Here is a 20183-nt window from a genome sequence, read left to right as displayed (position 1 = left end):
TGAGCTGCTCAACACGGGAGTCTTCATGATGCTGGCCGAGGCGAACGTGATGGCTGGGTCCAACGTCGACGCTACAACGTTGGCCGCTGGCAGTCCTCGCTTGGCCACCGGCCACCGGCCACCGGCCACCGGCGCCAGGGGTGCCTCAGCAGCACCACTTACCACCGTCGGACAGCTCCGTCCCTTTTGGATCAGCCGCGGCTCCTGGCATCATTCACTAGAGGCACGCCCGGATCACCTCAGGGGAGCTGGTCAGCACCACAAGACCCAAGCCCCACCTGCATACTGAACTTGAGCTTTGCTGGGGACCGCCCATCGGCATGGCCGGTCCCCTCTAGGCTGAGAGACGTAGCGCTATCTCTAGCCAAGCCTATCAACTTAGCTGTGTTGACCGCCACCTCCTGTTGCCCCGGAACGCTCCAGCGTCTTGAGCGCGCGCGACCCACGCGCATCCGGCGACCGGACAATCGGCGACCGCCTAGCAGAAGCCGTCGGGCCAGCGACCGGAACAGTCGCGCCAGAGGTGCTGGACACAATGCCCGATCGCGGCCTGTTGTCGCCCGATGCATGTGATTGGCTGCTAAATCCGGCTACCATCATCACTGTGAAAGCAGCCGAAGCGAAGAGTGCGCGCATGGTATTTCTCCATTGAGTCCTGAGCGGCACCGTGCTGCTCAGATCTCCATACTTCCACCACCTTGATCACCGCGCCTGCTCGATGTTCCGTCCTACATTGCGATCTTGCGGTCCCCTACACTGCACGATTATTAGCGCCCTACACCGCTCTTATCGTATCCATCCGGGGAGAGCCGCCTTCCCTGACCTGCGCGTCCGCTGATCTTACTTGTGTTTCTAAGAGTGTCGGTAAGAGCAGGCGGGATTTGGGATAGAGATCATCAGCGGGGTGGAGCAGCGTCGGCGCTGGCGCGTCGAGGAGAAGCTTCGTATCCTGACCGAGATGGACGGGGCGCCACGCTGACCGACGTCGCGCAGTGGTACGACGTCAGTCGGGGCCTGCTCTGGCAGTGGCGGGATGCGCCGCGGCGGGGACGCCTCACGGTGGCGACGGCGAGCTTTGTCCCGGTGCACGTTTTGCAGGATTTTCCTGCAGCCGAACCCGCCGAGAACGGTGTGGTGGAGGGCAGCCGCTCCGTCGAAATCGTCAGGCCGGACGGCACGATCCTGCGCGTGGCCGAGGAGATCGGACTAACCGCACTCCGCCGTGTGCTGTCGGGGTTGCGCGGGTGATCCCCGTCCCCTCCGGTGTGCGAGTCTGGCTGGCGGTGGGTCACACGGACATACGCCGCGGCATGAACGGGCTGGCGCTGCAGGTGCAGGAGGCGCTCGGGCGCGATCCCCACGCGGGCGAACTTTGAGTGTTCCGCGGCATGCGCGCCGAACAGGTCAAGATCCTCTGGCACGACGGGCTCGGCATGTTGCTCTATGCCAAGCGGCTGGAGCGGAGACGCTTCCTGTGGCCAGCGCCTGCAGGCGGTTCCGTGTCCATTTCCTCCTCCCAGCTGGCCTACACGCTCGACGGAATCGACTGGCGGAACCCGCAGCGTACCTACGGGCCGCGGGTCGTGGGCTGATCCTGCCAGGGCGAGGGTTACTGTGCTGGCGGCGCGTCCAGCCGTCCGGTTCACTCATCCCATGACGCCCGTACCGGATCAGACCGGAGAGGTTGAGGCGCTCCGGTCGGCCCTTGCCGTGGAGCGCGGGGCACGCGCGCCCGGTGCGGAGGCAATGACTGCGCACTTTAAGCTGGTCATCGCCAAGCTGCGCCACAACAAGTGCGGCGCCTTCTCCGAGCGCGGCCGCAAACTCATCGAGCAATTGAAGATGGAGCTAGGCTACCTCGTCGCGACCGTGGCCGAGGACACGACGCGGGCCGGGGGCCAGGGCGGGGAGCGGCCTGGGGTACCGCTGCCCCACAAGTCGGTCCGGGGCGCTTTACCTGCCTATCTGGCGAGCGAGCGGATAGTGGTGCCGACGCTCGCCGCCTACCCCTGCTGCGGCGACGGGCCTTCCAAGCTGGCCGAGGACGTCACGAGACCCTTGAGGAGGTGCTCCGGTCCTGGAAGGCGGCCCAGACCGTGCGGGCTTGGGCTGCAGAGCGGACCAAGGTGATCTGCCACGCCTGCGAGGCCGTCACCCAGCCACCCTCGCCATTCCATTGTCTCGCCCGCGGGCGTGCCAGGTCGAACATGCTGGCTTTGATACTGGAGGCCGAGTACGACCAGGACCTGCCGCTGCACCGCCAGAGCAAGACCTACGCCCAGGAGGGGGTGGAGCTGAGCGTCTCCACCCTGGCCGATTGGGTCGGCACTGCGGCGGCCGTGCTCTCACCCCCGCACGCCCTTATCACGGCCCGCCTCTGAACCACTATGCGTGACGACCGGTCCTTTGCCGGACCAGCCCCGCCCGCCGCCCTGTTCCAGTTCTCCCGTGACGGCGCGGCCGATAACCCGAGACGGAACTTAGCCACCTACGCCGAGATCCTGCTGACCGACACATACGGCGGGTTCGAAAAGCTCTACCGACCAAACCGCAAGCCGGCCCCGATCACCGAGGCGGCCTGCCGGGTGCATTTCCGCAGGAAGCTGTTCGACCTGTCCGCGGTCGCACGTGCTCCGCTCGCCGCTGAGGCCGTGAGATGCGTCGACCGGGGTACACGACGCCGAGCGGACAGTGAAGGGTGTCTGGCTGCCGGCCGCCTCCTGCACCGATGCACCGTCGTAGCCCCGCTCGTCGCCGACCTCCACGCCTGAATGCTCGAGACCTAACAGCGGACGGGAAGATGCCCAAACTGGCCAGTGGAGGTGCGGCTCTGGCGTTTCTTTTCCTGGCGAGGCTCGTGCTGCGCTCGGCCTCGTCCGGACGTCGTTCCAGTCGTTATTTTCCAATGGTCAAGGCGGTCGTTACCAGTGCATGCCCGCGGCAGTGCCGCGCTCGGCCAGGGAGGCGCCGTAGCGGTCGTTCGGCAGTTTTGTGCGTGGTGGTAGCAAGCAGCGCACCTGGGAGCGTGGCTATCCCGGATGGTAGCAGATCAAAAGTATGCAGCCATGAATTCCGATTACCTCGGCGCTGAAACTGCTCTCTCAAGCCAGCCTCTGAGTGGGCGCAAAATGCATCTATTTATGCCCAGATCGATCAAGCCATGGGATGGCGAGAAGCATACGTTTGCCTCTCTCGGCTTAGCTCTCATCTAGGGATCCAATGCTTCAATTCGGCATCTTCGACCATCTTGATGACTCGGGTCTTGGCCATGCGCGGCAGTACGAGGATCGCCTGCAACTTGCAGAGACGTGCGATGCGGCCGGTTTCCGTGCTTACCATGTGGCTGAGCACCATGGCACGCCTCATGGAATTGCTTCCTCACCGTCGGTATTTCTCTCCGCGCTTGCACAGCGCACTAAGCGACTGCGCTTCGGCACACTAGTCTCGCTTCTGACCCTTCAGCATCCACTCAAGACCTTTGAAGAAACATGCATGCTTGATCAGATAAGTCGCGGACGGGTGGAACTTGGAATCGGTCGTGGTACGTCTGGAATAGAGCTTAGGTTTTTCGGTGTGGAGGTGGAGAGCGCGGGGGATCGGTTCCGCGAAGCATGGGACATCATCCAGATGGCGATGGTCGGTAGTCCGATCTCCTACGCTGGACGCTTTTTCCAATTACGGGACGTGCCGGTGGCACTAAGTCCCTTTCAAAGCCCTCGCCCACCAATCTGGTACGGTGCCAACAACCCGTCGACTGCAGCTTGGGCTGCGAGAAATGGAATGAACTTGGCGAGCTTCGGGCGTGTGGAGAAAGTGCGCACGGTAACTGATGCTTACCGGGCAAATTGGCCGGCCGGAGAAACCGGTATGCCTCTCCTTGGAATGGCCCGGCACATTGTGATTTCGCAGACAGATGCCGAGGCGGAGGATCTCGCTAAACCAGCCTACGCATCTTGGTACCAGATGCTCGGTCATTTGGAACGCCAGCATGGCATCACCCAACCGCCCAAAGCCCCTCCAAGCTTCGAAGAGGCAATGGCTAATGGAATATGTATTGTAGGCTCAGTCAGCACTGTGCGTGAGGCAATAATGAAGCAGACGCGAAGCGCAGGCGTTACTTACCTTCTGTGTCAGGTGGCGTTCGGCAATCTTCCGCTCGCCGCATCGTTAGCGACTGTTGCGGCAATCAGGGGCGAAATAATGCCGGTTCTAGAAAACGACATATCTGCCTCCCGCATGGAATGAAAGATGCCACAGCCGGGATAACATATGGCTGGGTAATCTCATCGAGCTCAGCATAACTCAACAACGCGCCTGTAGTCTCTGCTGCGCTACCCCGAACTGGGCGACAGCGGGTTATCGACGAAAGATGATCACATGAGGAAGATAAGCCGGCGTACCTTTGCAGGCAGTCTCGCGGGGCTGAGTACCGCTGCTGGCACCGGTAGCCGCCCGTTGATGGCAGGTTCACTGGTATCCAACCAATTTGCGCGGGCGCTAGTTGGCTTCCCAGCGGGTGGTTCAATAGATATCGTGGCCCGCCTCTACTCAGAGCGGCTGCGAGGCAAATTCGCGACGCAAGTTGTCGTGGAGAACCGCACCGGTGCCGGCGGTCGTGTTGCGCTAGATATGGCGAAGGTGGCGCGTCCTGATGGCAGTACCTTCATTCTTACTCCCGCAAGCACGTTGACTGTCTATCCGTCCACGTACTCCCGCACGCTACGCTATGATCCGCTTACGGACTTTACCCCGGTTTCACCCGTCTGCGCCTTCCCCTTCGCCCTCGCAATTCGAGCTGATCATCCAGCACGGAGTCTGGCGGAGCTGGCCGCTTGGGCTAAACTCCAACCTGTTGCGATTTCGTTCGCGAGTCCCGCTGCGGGATCAATGCCGCATTTTCTCGGAGTGCAAGTAGCCAGAGCACTTTCTATTTCCACGATCCACGTTCCCTATCGCGGCGCAGCACCTGCTCTGCAGGACCTACTGTCCAAGCAGATCTCATTCGTGTCAGTGGTGCTCGGAGATGTTATGCCACTTTATCGAGCTGGCCAGGTAAGGATTCTTGGTATTTCTGCAGCACAGCGGCTTGGTCGCGTACCGGAGCTCCCAACTTTTGCGGAACTCGGCCACCCCGAGCTTACTGCAGAAGAATGGTTCGGCTTTCTGTTACCAGCATGGACGCCCGCCACAATCGTGGAGAGTCTAAGCCAAGCAGTAATGGAAGTGACTGCCATGACAGATCTGCAAAACGCACTCGCCCTCCTCGAGTACCGAAGCGTAACGAGCACCCCTTTGGATTTCGCAGAGCGTATCCGCACAGAACAAAGGCATTGGGCATCGATTGTAGCTGCGTCAGACTTCAGCTCGGAAGAGTAGTTTTTTTGGGCGATCTGATGGAACAGAGGTTGGCTCGCCACCCCGCACGCCCATTCGAGCAAAAGCTATGATGCAAGCGCATATACTTGTGGTGGACGACGACGCTTACATGCGCCGTATAGTGCGCGACTACCTGACCGAGCACGCCTTTCTGGTGACTTCGGTGACGAACGGCGCGGACATGCTCAAGATCGTCCGCAGGCAGCCGGTGGACCTCATCATCCTTGAACTCCAACTTGTTGGCGAGGATGGGCTGGAGCTGCTCCGCAGTTTAGGGGATCTGACCAGCGCGCCAGTGATTATCATTACGGGGCACCTGACTGACGAGGCTGACAGGGTGGTCGGGCTGGAGCTTGGCGCTGATGACTACTTGCCGAAGCCCTTTGGGCTACGTGAGCTGCTGGCGCGCGTGAGAGCCATCTTGCGGCGGGTCGATGCTACGGGCCGCGGGACAACCTCCCGCCGCAGAATTCTGCGTTTCCGCTTCGGAAACTGGGAACTTGACCTGAATGGACGCTGGTTAAAAGCGTCAGACGGGAAAGTAGTACGGCTGACACGTGGGGAAGCCAATCTCCTGCATGCTTTCCTTAAGGCGCCGAATCAGATCCTGAGCCGCGACCAGCTCCTGCTCAACAGCCGCGGCAACGACCAGGACGTGTATGACCGCAGCATCGACGTCACCATTTTGCGGCTACGCCGAAAACTGGAACAGGAGCCGTCGCAACCCTCCCTTATCCGCACCGAGCGCGGATTGGGCTATGTATTCAGCACGAGTGTCGACACGGTTCGAGACGCAGTGCCGTAAATGGGCGCGCCTCCCAGAGGTCAGCCGTCCGGCGAGGGCCGCTTCTTGTGATAGGTGATGAGTACTGACCTAAGCGACGCACGTAAGTGCGGCGCTGAGGACTAAGGCAGGATGGAGATAACCACTGGGATGAATAGATGGCGGCGTTGGCGTGTGGAGGGCATACTGCGCCTGTTAGCCGAGGCGAAGCCCTTGGGAGCGTGACTGACCTAAAGTCTCGTGCCTGAGCTATACAGGCCCGCGGCAAGGGCACAGGCACCGCGGCCGAGATGCTACTCTCTCTGGCGACCATCCCGAGTGCATCCTCTCCGACGCGGCCCTAATTAAATTCTGCGGCGCCTGCCCTACCCCCGCCTCCAGCGATAAGGCCGCCGGACCGCATCAGCCGTGGCAGCGACTGGTAGGCCAACGCCGCTCTTAACCGCGTGGTCATCGTGCGCAGGCGGCCTCACCAGCCCACCCTAGACCACGTCTGGCGGCGCACAACCGTGGGAAAGAGCAAGCCGGATGTCATCCTTTGCCTCAAGCGCAACGTCGCACGCAAGATCTTTGACTATCTCTGCCACCCAGCTCATTTGCTCCAGGCAGCTACGGTGACCCTTGACTGTAGAAGCTTCAACGCCTTTCGAACCACTATCACCAACAGATAATCAGTTGATGGAAAGTGCCAGCCAGAGAACCCAGCTTCACCCCGGTAAGTCTAGTGCTCCTGCTGACCATCTGACGTCAATATCGAAATGAGCGGCATCACATTCCGCGTCCCGCAACAGAGCAAGTCTTTTCTGTCCAGCGCTCATGCAGGTTCGGCGTTGGGCAATCGGACAAAAGCTCAACACCCATTCGCCTTCTGGACGGTCACAATCAGATGCGTGACGCGGTGGACTTCCGGGCGCACTTGCTGCAGCGGCGTGCAGTAACTATGTCCAGCGTATCGAGATACGCACCTGGACAGCTACTTTATGATTAACGAAACTGTGATGTTCGATCCTTTTGGTAGTGTCGTGTCGCTGCCTCCTGCTTCCGTCGTTCATACTAGGCGGTCAAAACTACGCATTCGCCGCTTTGTGCCTACTGCACCTGATCCGTCTGCCCTCAATCTCTCAATTTCAATGCCGCAGGATGACGGCTTCGTCGCCCTTTACCACTTGAGCAACGGTCCGCCTCATGAGCATTTTATCAATGGCCGCTCCACCGTGGCCCCTGCCCTTCATGCGGGACATATCCACCTCATTGATCTTAATGTCGCCCCGATGTCGTTAGTTGGCGCGGTATCGCCACTATGTTTGTACATACATATTCCGCGGCAAGCGCTTGATGATGTTGCACAAGATGCGGGACTCTCACCCGTTGCTGTTCTTCGTCCTCATACCGACTGGAACACATACGATATCACCGTGCAGCGGATGGTTCCGTTATTGTTGGACGCAATGGTAGAGCAAAACCGCACCACGAATTTTTTTCTCGACCACCTACTACTCGCGCTGACGGCACATTTTTGTTCTACGTATGGCCAAGCTAGTAAGATTAGCTCAACTTCGAGAGGTCTAGCGCTGTGGCAGGTCCGGCGCGCCAAGGAAATAATCGCGAGTAATTTGCACCGTGAAGTGTCTTTGCAGGAGATTGCTAACACATGCGGTCTATCTGTGTTCCACTTCATACGTACGTTTAAGGCATCAACGGGGCATACTCCTCATAGCTGGCTACAGCTCTGCCGTGTTGAACGCGCTCGGGATCTCATACTTAAGTCTAATTTCTCGCTTGCTGATATTGCCGATCAGTGTGGCTTCGCAGATCAGAGTCATCTCACCCGTCAGTTTAAACGATCAGTCGGATTTACGCCAGGTGCATGGCGCCGTTCCCGCCCACGCTGAAGTTGTCTATTTAGGCATGGAGTGCTCGTAGATTTAAGTGGCATATAATGCTCAGCCTGTGTCGCAGAGCTGAGCCACTCTGAGCTCCTCGAAGTAGCCCTCACCCGTGTGTCGTAGGTGGTACCGTATTGCGCGGGTCGCGTGGCGGCAGGCTAGTCCGAGCGGACCGCCTCAGCCCAGAGTAAACGGCTGATCCAGTCCTGCCGCCAGTCCAGGCCAAAGCTTGACAGCCAAGTAGCTGCCTAATTGTGACTGTGTTCGATTTGATTCTATTTGGTCGACTGCAATTGGTTTTGTTGTGTGATCCGCCCTGGGCGGCAATTATGCGTTTCGCCGTATAATCGAGCGGGTACAAATGTGTCGAGTGTTGCAAGAACAATGAAGGTGTTGAGAATGGCACAGCGGATTTGGATTTCTCCGACCTGGTGGCGTCAAGGGGCGCGAAGGGCGCATATCCGTTGTACGGCGTCCGAGCTGGCCGAGGACGCTCGCGTGCCGCTGGCCGGAGAGGCCGAGCGCGCATTGACCGGGTAGTTGATGCCGGACGATCGGCAATTAGTGGCATGGGCGTGAGCCGGCTGTGCGCCACGATAGCTTTATGGTCCAACTCGTAGCCGACCTCCAAGCCTCGGTGCTCGAGTCCCGAGGCAGGATATCTTGCGACACCGACTTATGGATGACGCTGTCATCCGTCTTCAAGCGGCGGGACGCGGTCACCAGATCCATGGCCGGCGACCGCGTCTGTTTAACCAGTGACTCTAACCCTTTCGCCTTTGTACCCGACGGATGGATTTATGAGGCGGAACGCAAAGCTGACCGTGCAAGCTCAGCTGCCAATTTGCGGGCCCACGAAGATCGTACCGTGCACGTTGGCCAGCGCAGCTAAGTCTTCGGACCCGCAGTCCGCAAACTGCGCAAAGATTGCCTCAGCGCCGCCGGGCGAGAAGAAACCAACTGCCCGGACCGTTGTATCCGTCAAGTTGCGCCAAGTATGCGCCATCCCGCGTGGGATGAACACGTAGCTCCCTGCAGCTACATCAAAGACTTCCTTCCCCAACATAAACCGTAGCTCGCCCTCTAACACCTGGACGATCTCGTCTTCGTGCTGGTGGATGTGAAGCGGCGGGCCGCTCAGCGGAGCGAGAACACCCTCAACGATCGAGCAGCTGCCGCCGGTGTGTTTGCTAGCGAGCCGTATGCTGACGCGCTCGCCGCCGAACTCCAGCCACTGGCGATCCTCAGAACGGCTGATGAAGCCTGGAAGGTTAGAATGCACTGTCATGATCAATCCGTTGTGTCTACGAGGCCGGTTTAGGTGAACTATCTTTCCGCAGAATTTCAGAACTGGCGATCGTTCTGAAATTTGTAACTTTGAAGTCGATTCCTGGCCCCTGAGGATCGTTCAACCTGCGTTGATCTGAAGCGGGTAGCTTGCCCACGATGTCAGTTTCCAGGTTGCTGACATTCTGCTCGCTGTTGACAAGGGGCACCATTGCTGGTTTGCGGTTTAGAAATTAGTAGGTGCAAGATCGAAGCCAAGCGTCCAGCGCTGAGCCGCCCGAACGCTTGGATGTTTGTGAAAGTCGGCTTTTCTGTGCAATGCTGCATACCGGTGTTATGTGCCTGTGAGTAAAATCTGAAGCTACCATGAGGTCTCGTGCCAGTTGCAGACGGCTACGCCACAGCCAATTGTGCAGACTTTAATAAGTAGACACCTCAGAAGCACGAGGAAAATGTTATACTGACAATCCGCGAGCCCCGGCGACGGACCGAAAGGATATGCAATCATATACTCCGGCTGGTTGCGTCACGATCCAATGACACTCCGCCGCGATTAGCTATCGATAAACGAAAGATCGGTCAGTTGGATCGAGCGTGGCAGTATCCGTCTTGCCTCACACTCGCTGCCGCGACTTCGGAGGATCATCCGATGGCCGCCGCGTTTAGGCACGCGGGGCAGAATCGTTCAACGTTGAGCCACACCGCAGCTGTCGCGCCTCAGGGAGAAGGATATCGCCCAAGATCAATGCTAGTCCGATCTGCTGGGATGACTTGTAGATTTCACGCCCATGCGGAATAGACCGACAGCTGCTTCAACGCACGGCCGGGTTTTCTCACACTAAAGCCGTGTCACCATCGGACAGCCGCCCGCCTCCATCGGCCGGAATGCCTCGACGGCGGGGGACGTCCAGACCAGCTTTAGGTAATCCCAGCCGCCACGCGATTCCTCCGGGCGCTTAACCTCGAAAAGGTGGACATCGTGGATTTTGCGGCCGTCAGCACGGACCAGACCCGGGCCGAACACGTCGTCATCGGTCGGCATCCGCTTCATCAATTCCACTATCTCGCGTCCGGACCGCTTGGCACGGGCATGACCGAGTTGGGCAACCGCTTTGAGATAGTGCAACGCGGCAGAGTAAGCTCCGGCTTGGCACTGGTTCGGATAGCTGCCGGCTGTCATCGGCAGAACTCGGGCAGTGAAGGCACGCGTCCGATCGTTTAGGTCCCAGTAGAAGCATTCCGTTAGCAGAAGGCCCTGCGCCGCCTCGAGACCCAGGCTATGCACATCGTTGATAAATCCGACGGTCCCGAGCAGTCGCCTGCCGTTCTGGTTGAGGCCGAACTCATGCGCCTGCTTAACGCAATTAATGAAGTCGGTTCCAGAGGCCAGGAAGGCGATCACGTTCGCGCCGCTTGAACGCGCGCTCATCAAATAGGAAGAGAAATCGGTCGTGGACGGGAAAGGATATCGTACTTTGCCCAGGAGCCGACCGCCTTCTTCGGCAATGAAGATTGCTAAATCCCGCTCCATCTGGTGGCCGAACGCCATATCGGCAGTAATAAAAAAGAAGCGAGTGCCTCCAGCTCGGGCCGTGGCTCGGCCCGAGGAGCGCGCGGCCATATAGGTGTCGAAAACCCAGTGGATGGTATTCGGGCCGCAATGTGTGCCCGTCAGCTCCGACGTCGCAGCCCCGGTATTCAGGTGAATACGATCCTTATCCTGGCATAAGCGGTTCAAGGCCAGGGCAACAGCAGAGTTGTTCACCTCCAGCACCACGTCCACCGCGCCGCGGTCGAACCATTCCCGCACAATTGAAAGCCCTATATCCGGCCGCTGTTGGTGGTCGGCCTGCACCACCTCAACGGGTATGCCACGTTCGGCCAGACCGGCTTCCAGAACGGCCTGACGCACGCAGGTGACGTTCACGGGTCCGGAGAGATGGCGGTAGGGGCCGGAGAAGTCGCCGAGGATTCCCAAACGGATCGGCGTCAGCCCTTGCGCGCGCCCAACCTTTGCAGCGAGTGCTCCGGCAGCCGCCCCGCAGACAAGGTGGCGACGCGTGGCGATCATGAAGCTGACTCCGTGCCTAGTCTCACTGGATACTGGCAATCTCGCACAGCGTCCGTCGGTATTCCGTTGGTGTAACGCCGACTGTCCTCCGAAAGCTAGCCGTGAATGATGAGGGGGTCTGGTATCCAACTGCCAACGCGATTTCGGTGATAGACAGGTCGGGTAGACTCAAGAGCTCCTGCGCTCTCTCAATGCGCAACGCGACCAGCCAATCATAAGGAGTCTGGCCGGTCGCTAGGCGAAAGGCCGTGCAGAAATGCGAGCGGCTAAGCCGCACCATTGCTGCTAAGTTGGCGAGGCCCATCTCCTCATCGAGATGCTCGCGCATGTAGCGCGTGACCTGTTTAACTTGCCACTCGGCTAACCCGCGTCGCGGCGCGGCAGCCTGCTCTAATCGCCTGAACTCAGCGCACAGCAGGTAAATGGCATGTGCAGTAAAAAGCCGGGCCGCCTGCTGCGAACCCACGCCTCCGACAGTAGCTTGCTCTCCAAGCACGGGAACATCTCCTGGGATGATGACCGTGTCGGAGTAAGGCAAGCAGGACGATGTGTGGTGTTCAGTCCTGGTACTGCGTTGTTAAGCGTTGTGCCGCCGCTCACATTCGTTCGCAAGCGTTAACCCTGGTACAAGGCCGCCCGCAGACTACCGGAAATCTGAGCCATTGCGCTACGCGCCGGCGCAGTATGCGCCAGCGCGTTCAAAAGCAGGAAATCGTGGATCACCCCATTGTAACGGGTGCAGGTAACGGCGACGCCCGCCTCGGCCAGGCGAAGCGCAAAGTGCTCCGCTGGTGCGCGCATGATGTCGTGTTCCGCGACAATGACCAGCGCCTCTGGCAAATCGTTCAGCTCCGCCAAATTGGCTTTCAGCGGAAACGCAGTGATCTGCCCGCGTGAGACTTGTTGGGGAAACGCGAGCCGTAACCTGTTGCGCAGTGCGGACCGGGTAAGCCAAGGCGTAGGCTCCTCACCAGGCGCGGGTGACGGCTCGTCGATTAACGGGCAAATTAGAAGTTGAAAGACGATCTCTGGCCCGCGACGCTGCTTGGCCATCAGAGCTATGGCAGCCGCCATACTGCCGCCTGCGCAGTCGCCAGCAACCACAATGCGAGAACTGTCCAAGCCAAGTGCATCGGCTTCGGCCACAACGTGCAGCAGGGCGGCATAAGCCTCCTCTACCTGCACGGGAAAAAGGGCTTCCGGTGCCAAACTGTACTCGACGAAGACGATGGCTGCTGGGAGGCTGTTGGTCAGCTCGCTTACAAGCCGTGCGTAACTGGTGGCATCACCTGCCACCCAGGCTCCGCCGTGCAGATATAGCACGAATGGGTAGCTGCCCTCAGCATACAGAGGGCGCAGGATGCGCAGGCACACGGCGGGCCTGCCAGGAACCTCGACTTGCAAAAACTGGACAGCTACGGGCGATGCGGACGCCCCGATCGCCTGAAGACGCGTCAGTTCCTGGCGCGCCTCCGCAACGGGCAGGTCGTGCAGCATCGGCTTGCCGGAGAGTATGCAGTCGTCCAGGAAGGCCTGCATCTCTGGGTCGAGGAATGTCCGCCGACGGGACAGCTTTAGGGTCGTCGATCGCCCGCGCAAGTTCTGCACACCTTTTACGAGAAGCATCCAGGCAGGTAGCGCTTTTAACGCGCGCAGAGGGTGTTAAGCAGTGTTAAGCGTTGTCTGGCCGGCGCAGGGCGTTCAACAATGCGGACGCCTCGGCCAGGTCTGGCCTGTCGAAGCCTTCAGTGAAGCGGTCCACTACTCGCTCCAGAAGGTCGGTGGCGTCTCGACCCTGCTGCTGGGTTTGCAACAGCCGCGCCATGCTAGTAGCTGCTCGCAACTCCCAGGCCAGAGCCCCCTGCTGCCGAGCAATGTCGAGCGCGTGGGTGAAATCTTTCCGTGCTAGGACCGATGCCTCCGCGGTGCCGACTGCCAGCGCAAGCTCACCACGCAAGCGATGCAGCTCAGGAAGGTTCCAAGCCTCCCCAGTGCGAGTGCAGTTTCTCAGCGCCTCTGCCAAGGCAGCAGCGGCCGCGGCATGTTGGTTAGCCCGGCACTCGCCTTGGGCCACAATCATCAGGAAAGAGGTGAGGTAATGCCCGAAGCCCGTGCGCCGCAAGGCGGCAACGGCCTTACGCAGCGACACGAGGCCCGTCGCCAAGTCCCCCCGCCGGATCATCAGATCGCAGTCGAAGCACACAGCGTAGGTGCGCCAGACATCCAGCGCCATAGCTTCCGTTCGCTGTCGCAGCAAGGCTACATACTGCTCCGCTTGGCTAATGTCGCCCACCGCCAAAGTCAGCGGGCATGCAGCCTGAGTCAGCACATTGCACAGCGTCAGCGTGTGGTCGATTGAAAGACCGTATGCGATGGTCTCGGCAGCTTCGGCCAGCGCCGCGTCCGGCCGACCCTTTAGCCAGAGCAGCCTGGCGCGGATTATCCGCGCCGAGGCCCGCTGGTCGAACAGGTAGCGAACGGTGTGCGAACGCTGGGCCGGTGCCACATAGCCGGCCAGCATGCGGTCAATGTTCGCTTCCGCTGCCACCTGGTGGCCCAGGAAGTGTTGCGCCGTGCCAACCATGCGCTCTGCGACGTGCTGATCCGCTCTAGCATCAGTGTCGGCGATCAGGTCACGAAAGCGCTCGGCATAATCCAGCGCACGAAGGAACTCTCCTTGGTTGATGCTCCCCGCCCAGAGGGCGCGAATGGCGCGAAGCTGGTAGTCCTCATCACCGATGTTCTCGGCGATCCTGAGCGCCTCCGACCAGGCGCCGCTGGCCTGCTGCATGCGGTTCGTCGCATACATCTGCAGCCCGCCGAGCGCGGCATGGAGCTGCATCTGCCACCTCTGGCTCTGCACCGGCAGCACGGAGGAGGCTGCCAAGGCCCGCTCGACCCAGCCCAGACACTCATCAACAATCGAGAGCTCGGCCCAGAGCGGCACAGCCGAAATAGTGATCCCGACACCCAGTTCCGCGTCGCCGTTCTCGCTAAAGGCCCAGCCCAGCGCGCTGCGCAGGTCATCGATCTGGGGCGCGTAGCGGACCAGCCAGACGTCAGAGGGTTGCTCCTCCCACTCACGCGCCGCTGTCTCGAAGACTTGCCTCATCCAGCGGGCATGGCGGCGGGCGTAGGTCGCCCCTTCCCCACTCTCGGCCAGCTTGGTCGCGCCATAGGCGCGCATAGTGTCCAGCATCCGGTAATGCACCTCTGCCCCGCCGACCTCCGCCACCAGCAACGATTTGGCGGCCAGGTCGCTCAGCGCGTCCTGCATGTCGGCGGCGGGTAGCGGGTCGTCGCCGCAGAGGTGACCGGCCGCGGCCAAACTGAAGCGCGCCTGAAAAACGGCGAGGCGCAGCATCAGCGTCTGCTCCGGCGCTGAAAGAAGGGCGAAGCTCCAGTCCAGCGTCGCCAGCATCGTTTGATGCCGCGGCAGCGCCGTGCGCCGACCACGGGTGAGGACGCGGAACCGGTCGTCCAGCTGTTCCGCCAAAGCCCTGGCGCCGATGCTATCCATGCGGCCCGCAGCGAGTTCGATGGCCAGCGGGATGCCATCCAGCCGACTGCAGATCTGCGCCACATAGGGCGCGTCGCCATCCGTCAGGCGGTAGTCGTCCTGGCCCTCGGAGGCGCGCTCCACAAAGAGCTGCACCGCTGGAAAGCGCAGCGCCTCGGCCGAGCCGGCCTCTGGCAGGTGCTGTGGCGATGGCAGCGGCGGCAGGCGGTGCACCCACTCCCCCTCCGCCCGCAGCGCCTCGCGGCTCGTCGCCAGGATATTGAGACCGTCCAACCGCCGCAGCAGTGCGGCGGCGAGAGAAGCGCCCTGCTCGACCACGCGCTCACAGCTGTCCATGACCAGCAGCATTCGCTTGCCGCGCAGGGCGGCCACTAGCGAACCGATGGGATCATCCATCTGTAACGCGATGCCCAGCGCCGATGCGAGGGCGTGAGGCACGAAGCTGGGATCGGCGATCGGCGCGAGGTCGAGGAACAATACGCCATCGTTGTACTGACCGGCTATCGCACGGGCGACCGCGACGGCGACTGTGGTCTTTCCGATGCCGCCCGGTCCCACGAGGGTGACGAGGCGGCGATGCGACTGCTGCTCCGCCAGCCGTCGCAGAATCTCCTCGCGACCGAAGATGCGGGTCAGGGAAAGTGGCAGCTCATGGAACGCGGCGCGGGGCGGACCGTCCGGTCGCGCCTGTTCCGGGGATGCCCGCGCAGCTTGCTCCGTCGTGACCGGCGCCACGAATGCGTAGCCGCGCCCCGGCACGTTGGAGATAAAACGTGCGCCAGCACCTTCACCGAGCGCCTTGCGGATGGCGGCGATGTGGACCCGCAGGCTAACGTCGGTGACATGCAGACCGGGCCAGACGCTGGCGATCAGCTCGTCCTTGCTCAGCGTCTCGCCGGCCCTCTCCAGCAGCAAGGCAAGCAGGTCCAACGCACGGCTGCCCAATGCCACAGAGACCTCGCCATCCAGCAAGAGCCGTTGCTGGGGGAGAAGTCGGAATCTACTGAATACAAATAGTCGCTGGGTCAAGTCGCCTGCCCCTGCGCTGGACCACGATGCTTTCCGTGGCTGGCCAGTTCTTGCCCCTCGGAGGCTTGCCTCTGCTTCGACATAGGTTCTTCCGTACCTCGCCCTGCAGATCCGAAGGCGAGTCCACCTCGCGGAATTGCATACTTTAAAAGCTTGTAAACCGTCTGAGTGGGCGGAGGAAGCCATCTGTCCAAGGTGGGGCGCAGCTAACTGTGCTCTCGCACACCGCAGAACCGGCGTGAAGGCCGCAATCAGGCGATACCCGTCGCAATGCGGCGACGGCCCGCCAGCTCGACCGCCGGCAAGGTGCCGAACAGCGCAATTCGGGAATGCTGTTATGGAAAAGCCGTCTGATCAAGAGCCGCCCTACAGCGTAGTCAGCGTGCCGAGCAACCTGTCGCGCCGTGAAGTGCTGCAGCTTGGGGCCGTCATGGCTGCAGGGTCCATGCCGACGGCGACGGCGACGGCGCTGACCCCACCCCTTAGCAGTGCCAACAGCTATCCTGTGCGCCTCAAAGTGAACGGTCAGGTCCACCAGCTGGACATCGACCCACGTGAGTCCGTGCTGGATGTACTGCGGGAGCGGCTGGACCTGACTGGCACTAAGAAGGGCTGCAACCAGGGCGCCTGTGGCGCCTGCACCGTGCTACTCGACGGCGCGCGGGTAAATGCGTGCCTCTGCCTGGCCGCCATGCAGGACGGTGCAAGCATCACTACTATTGAGGGGATCGCCAACTCGGAGGGGCTGCACCCACTGCAAGCCGCCTTTATTGAGCACGACGCCTTCCAGTGCGGTTATTGCACGCCCGGTCAGGTTCTTTCCGGGATCGGCTGCATGGCCGAGGGGCATGCCGGCTCGCCCGAAGAGATCCGCTTCTGGATGAGCGGCAACATCTGCCGTTGTGGCGCCTACCCCGGCATCTGCGCCGCCATTGCCGCCGCCAACGAGAGGAGCTGACCGTGCAGTCCTTCACCCTCAACAAGGCGCGCAGCCTGCCGGACGCTCTGGCCGCCGCGCAATCAGGTGGCCGCTATATCGCTGGCGGCACGACGCTGGTGGACCTTATGCGCGAGGAGGTCGAGCTGCCGGAGCGCCTGGTTGACATCAACGCTCTACCGCTGCGCTTCCTACGCAGCGGCGACGAAGCTGCGGTGATCGGCGCGCTGTGCCGCATGAGTGAGGTGGCAGCGCATCCAGGCATGCAGCGGGAGCAACCGCTGGTGGTGGAGGCCCTGATCCAGGGCGCCTCGCCACAGCTCCGCAACATGGCTTCGGTCGGCGGTAATCTTCTCCAGCGAGTGCGCTGCCCCTATTTTCGAATGCGCGACGCCTCCTGCAACAAGCGGGCTCCCGGCAGCGGCTGCGCTGCCCTGACTGGAACAAACAATGGCCACGCGCTGTTGGGAACCAGCCCGTCCTGCATCGCGACGCACCCGTCGGACCTCGCAGTGGCGCTGGTAGCGCTGGAGGCAAGTATTACGCTGACCAGCTCGGCGGGGGAGCGCAGCTTGCTGGTGGAGCAGCTCTACCGCTTGCCTGGAGACACGCCGCATTTGGAGCACTGGTTGCGACCCGGGGAAATAATCACTGCGATCCACGTTCCCGGTGGGCTGCTGGCGCGGCAGGGACGCTACCTCAAGGTGCGCGACCGCGCGTCTTACGAGTTCGCCGTGGTGTCGGTCGCCGCATCGCTTGTGGTGGAGGACGGCCTGATCCGAGCGGCGCGGGTGGCCGCAGGGGGAGTCGGCACAATCCCGTGGCGGCTTCGAGCTTGCGAAGACGCCCTAGTCGGGCAGCCGCAAGGCCGCGCCGCCTTCGAGACGGCGGCACGCCTCGCGATCGAAGGTGCGCGGCCGATGTCTGGCAATCACTTCAAGCTCGACCTATTGCCGCGGACGCTGGTTCGCGCATTGGAAATGACGGGAGGGACGACATGACCGCCACACCAGGCCTGATCGGCCGACCAATCACCCGGGTTGACGGTCGCGCCAAAGTCACTGGTGCCGCTCGCTACGCCGCCGAGTTCAACCAGCCTGGGCAGTGCCATGCAGTACTAGTGACCGCAACGATCGGCCTGGGCCGCGTGCTACGCGTCCATGAACGCCCGGTGCTGGCAATGCCCGGCGTGCTGGCAGTAATCAGCCACCGCAACGCACCGCGCTTGGCATATGCGCCGAACAAGTCGCCTATCGATCCGGGCATCGGCGAGCGACTGCACGTCCTGCAGGATGATGCGGTGCGCTTCCACGGCCAGCCAGTTGCCGTCGTGGTAGCTGAGACCATCGAGCAGGCGGAACACGCCGGGCATGCCCTACGCATCGAGTACGAGGCAGCGCCTCCTATAGTCGCCTTCGAAGATCTCGCTGTAAAAACCATAGTGCCGGAGGCGTCCCGCGGTGCGGGCGCTCGCGTCATCGGCGATAGGTTTCGCGGCAACGCAGATACGGCGATCGCCGCGTCGGCCTTCAGGGTCGATGCGGTCTATGACGTTGCACGGGAGATCCATTACCCGATGGAGCCCCACGCAACGGTGGCGGCTTGGCAGGGCGACCGACTGAAGCTGTGGAGTAAGAGTCAGTTCGTGGTGGCCGAGCAGGCTGAGATCGCCGCCATCTTCGGACTGGAGCGCGAGAAAGTGGAAGTGAGTTGCCCTTTCATTGGCGGTGCGTTCGGTACCAGCTTGCGTACTTGGCCGCACGTTACCCTGGCAGCTCTTGCAGCAAGGGAAGTGGGCAGGCCGGTTAAGCTGGTGCTGAATCGGCGCCAGATGGGCAGCATCACCGGTCACCGCCCGCGTACCCGGCAACGCGTGAGCCTCGGGTGCGATAGCGAAGGCCACCTCACCGGCATTGTTCACGAAGGCACTGGGGAGACTAGCCGCTACGAAGAATTCGTTGAGGCCCTGACAACAGTGACCGACTACATGTATGCCGCACCCAGCGTCCGGCAGCGGTACCGCCTGCTTCCGACGGATACGTCGACGCCGACCTTCATGCGCGGCCCCGGCGAGTCTACCGGCATGTTCGCGCTGGAAAGCGCGATGGACGAAATGGCGCACCAGCTGGGTATGGACCCGGTCGAACTGCGCCGGCGCAATGAGCCCACTATGGATCAGGGCACGGGCCTGCCGTTCTCCAGCCGATCTCTGCTACAATGCTACGCCCTCGGGGCATCTAAGTTTGGTTGGGCTCGGCGGACGTCGCTCCCGGGCAGCATGCGAGACGGGCGGCTGCAGGTCGGCTGGGGCATGGCGTCGGCAACCTACCCCGTGTTCCACAGCCCGGCCAGCGCCCGCGCGCGAATGCTGAGTGGCGGCCTGGTGGAGATTGAGGCCGCGGCCAGCGACATGGGGCCCGGAACCTACACATCGATGACGCAGGTCGCGGCGGAAACTCTCGGTACCTCGCCCGACCGGGTCCGGTTCCAGCTGGGTCAATCCAGGTTTCCGCCCACACCTTCACATGGTGGATCGCAAACCATGGCCTCGGTGGGGTCCGCGATCCGCGCGGCGTGCCTGTTGCTTCAAGAGGAGATTGCTCGGCGCGCCTGTGCCTCGCCGGCGTCACCGTTCTTCGGTCTAGATGTCGGGTCACTATCCTGGCGCGAGGGTCAGTTAATCTCGGGTACAGGCCGAGGTTTGGCGCTGACTGCTGAGCGAATTGTCAGTGACCTTGGCGGACAGCCGGTTGAGGCGCAGGCATCCGCAGCCAGGCCGGAGGGGCTCTCCGGACGCTTCTCAACCCACGCGTTCGGTGCCGTCTTCGTGGAGGTAGCCGTAGACCCGGATGTGGGCACCGTGCAGGTACGCCGGGTGGTGGGGGCCTACGCGGCCGGACGCATCGTGAACCCTCTTCTTGCCGCCAGTCAGTGCACTGGTGGCATGGTTGGGGGGATCGGCATGGCGCTGATGGAACAGGCCGTTCTCGATGCCGACGATGGCCGGCCGGTTAACGCCCACATGGCCGACTACCTCGTGCCGGTGAACCTTGACATTGGGCATCTGGAGGCGTGCTTCGTCGACGAAGTAGATCCTCATGTGAATGCGCTCGGCGTCAAGGGGTTAGGGGAGATTGCACTGATCGGTGTCGCGCCAGCCATTGCCAATGCCATCTTTCACGCGACCGGCCGGCGCATTCGGCAGCTTCCAATTCGCCTCGAGCACACCCTGGCGTCCGGCCGAGCAGAGTGATGTCCCATCACGGCCGTAAATACAGAACCTCGCTGCCCGT

13 protein-coding genes and 2 pseudogenes are annotated in these 20183 nt (G+C 61.5%); 10 read left to right on the top strand and 5 right to left on the bottom strand.

Annotated features, from left to right (window positions below):
• The first annotated feature begins 1059 nt into the window (after positions 1 to 1059).
• The 7 genes and pseudogenes from ACVBD7_RS25205 to ACVBD7_RS25175 all read left to right on the top strand — a co-directional run bounded on the left by ACVBD7_RS25205 (position 1060) and on the right by ACVBD7_RS25175 (position 8052).
• The gene (locus tag ACVBD7_RS25205; protein ID WP_458098228.1) at positions 1060 to 1248 is read left to right on the top strand and encodes a hypothetical protein; all 189 of its coding nucleotides are present in this window, start codon (positions 1060 to 1062) and stop codon (positions 1246 to 1248) included.
• Positions 1245 to 1592: pseudogene (gene tnpB / locus ACVBD7_RS25200) on the top strand (IS66 family insertion sequence element accessory protein TnpB). Before ACVBD7_RS25205 ends, tnpB begins: the two are co-directional and overlap by 4 nt.
• A gap of 201 nt (positions 1593 to 1793) precedes the next feature.
• Positions 1794 to 2771 (top strand): annotated as a pseudogene (locus ACVBD7_RS25195) (IS66 family transposase).
• A 448-nt stretch (positions 2772 to 3219) separates the two neighbouring features.
• Positions 3220 to 4245, top strand: a complete 1026-nt coding sequence (locus ACVBD7_RS25190) for an LLM class flavin-dependent oxidoreductase (RefSeq protein WP_458098227.1) — start codon at positions 3220 to 3222, stop codon at positions 4243 to 4245.
• Between the two features lie 132 nt (positions 4246 to 4377).
• Complete coding sequence (locus tag ACVBD7_RS25185) at positions 4378 to 5376, top strand: tripartite tricarboxylate transporter substrate-binding protein (RefSeq protein ID WP_458098226.1); 999 nt, start codon at positions 4378 to 4380, stop codon at positions 5374 to 5376.
• Positions 5377 to 5467: 91 nt separating this feature from the next.
• Complete coding sequence (locus ACVBD7_RS25180; protein ID WP_458098225.1) at positions 5468 to 6181, top strand: response regulator; 714 nt, start codon at positions 5468 to 5470, stop codon at positions 6179 to 6181.
• Between the two features lie 959 nt (positions 6182 to 7140).
• Positions 7141 to 8052: an AraC family transcriptional regulator gene (locus tag ACVBD7_RS25175; protein ID WP_458098224.1), complete on the top strand. Its 912-nt coding sequence runs from the start codon at positions 7141 to 7143 to the stop codon at positions 8050 to 8052.
• 826 nt (positions 8053 to 8878) lie between these two features.
• On the opposite strand, the gene ACVBD7_RS25170 is transcribed toward ACVBD7_RS25175, so the two are convergent.
• The 5 genes from ACVBD7_RS25170 to ACVBD7_RS25150 all read right to left on the bottom strand — a co-directional run bounded on the left by ACVBD7_RS25170 (position 8879) and on the right by ACVBD7_RS25150 (position 15896).
• Positions 8879 to 9334, bottom strand: a complete 456-nt coding sequence (locus tag ACVBD7_RS25170) for a cupin domain-containing protein (protein ID WP_458098223.1) — start codon at positions 9332 to 9334, stop codon at positions 8879 to 8881.
• Between the two features lie 837 nt (positions 9335 to 10171).
• Entirely contained in the window at positions 10172 to 11404 is a 1233-nt protein-coding gene (locus ACVBD7_RS25165; RefSeq protein ID WP_458098222.1) for an ABC transporter substrate-binding protein, read from the bottom strand.
• Positions 11405 to 11426: 22 nt separating this feature from the next.
• A complete protein-coding gene (locus ACVBD7_RS25160; protein WP_458098221.1) occupies positions 11427 to 11900 on the bottom strand; it encodes a helix-turn-helix domain-containing protein in 474 nt (157 codons plus the stop codon).
• Between the two features lie 119 nt (positions 11901 to 12019).
• Positions 12020 to 12943 (bottom strand): alpha/beta hydrolase, encoded by a 924-nt coding sequence (locus tag ACVBD7_RS25155; protein ID WP_458098220.1) that lies wholly within the window; start codon positions 12941 to 12943, stop codon positions 12020 to 12022.
• 133 nt (positions 12944 to 13076) lie between these two features.
• Positions 13077 to 15896, bottom strand: a complete 2820-nt coding sequence (locus ACVBD7_RS25150; RefSeq protein WP_458098219.1) for an ATP-binding protein — start codon at positions 15894 to 15896, stop codon at positions 13077 to 13079.
• Between the two features lie 394 nt (positions 15897 to 16290).
• On the opposite strand from ACVBD7_RS25150, the gene ACVBD7_RS25145 reads away from it, so the two are divergent.
• The 3 genes from ACVBD7_RS25145 to ACVBD7_RS25135 are packed head-to-tail and all read left to right on the top strand — an operon-like array spanning position 16291 to position 20143.
• Positions 16291 to 16911, top strand: a complete 621-nt coding sequence (locus ACVBD7_RS25145) for a (2Fe-2S)-binding protein (protein ID WP_458098218.1) — start codon at positions 16291 to 16293, stop codon at positions 16909 to 16911.
• 2 nt (positions 16912 to 16913) lie between these two features.
• Complete coding sequence (locus ACVBD7_RS25140) at positions 16914 to 17891, top strand: FAD binding domain-containing protein (RefSeq protein WP_458098217.1); 978 nt, start codon at positions 16914 to 16916, stop codon at positions 17889 to 17891.
• Complete coding sequence (locus ACVBD7_RS25135; RefSeq protein ID WP_458098216.1) at positions 17888 to 20143, top strand: xanthine dehydrogenase family protein molybdopterin-binding subunit; 2256 nt, start codon at positions 17888 to 17890, stop codon at positions 20141 to 20143. The genes ACVBD7_RS25140 and ACVBD7_RS25135 overlap by 4 nt, the downstream gene beginning before the upstream one ends.
• The last annotated feature ends 40 nt before the right edge of the window (positions 20144 to 20183 follow it).

It is taken from the genome of Roseomonas sp. WA12, assembly GCF_054165765.1.
This window is presented reverse-complemented; position numbering and strand designations above follow the sequence as displayed.

Coding starts and splice junctions, on each gene's coding strand:
- ACVBD7_RS25190 (WP_458098227.1), top strand. CDS start 3,220: ATGCTTCAATTCGGCATCTTCGACCATCTTGATGACTCGGGTCTTGGC.
- ACVBD7_RS25185 (WP_458098226.1), top strand. CDS start 4,378: ATGAGGAAGATAAGCCGGCGTACCTTTGCAGGCAGTCTCGCGGGGCTG.
- ACVBD7_RS25175 (WP_458098224.1), top strand. CDS start 7,141: ATGATTAACGAAACTGTGATGTTCGATCCTTTTGGTAGTGTCGTGTCG.
- ACVBD7_RS25170 (WP_458098223.1), bottom strand. CDS start 9,334: ATGACAGTGCATTCTAACCTTCCAGGCTTCATCAGCCGTTCTGAGGAT.
- ACVBD7_RS25165 (WP_458098222.1), bottom strand. CDS start 11,404: ATGATCGCCACGCGTCGCCACCTTGTCTGCGGGGCGGCTGCCGGAGCA.
- ACVBD7_RS25155 (WP_458098220.1), bottom strand. CDS start 12,943: ATGCAGGCCTTCCTGGACGACTGCATACTCTCCGGCAAGCCGATGCTG.
- ACVBD7_RS25145 (WP_458098218.1), top strand. CDS start 16,291: ATGGAAAAGCCGTCTGATCAAGAGCCGCCCTACAGCGTAGTCAGCGTG.
- ACVBD7_RS25135 (WP_458098216.1), top strand. CDS start 17,888: ATGACCGCCACACCAGGCCTGATCGGCCGACCAATCACCCGGGTTGAC.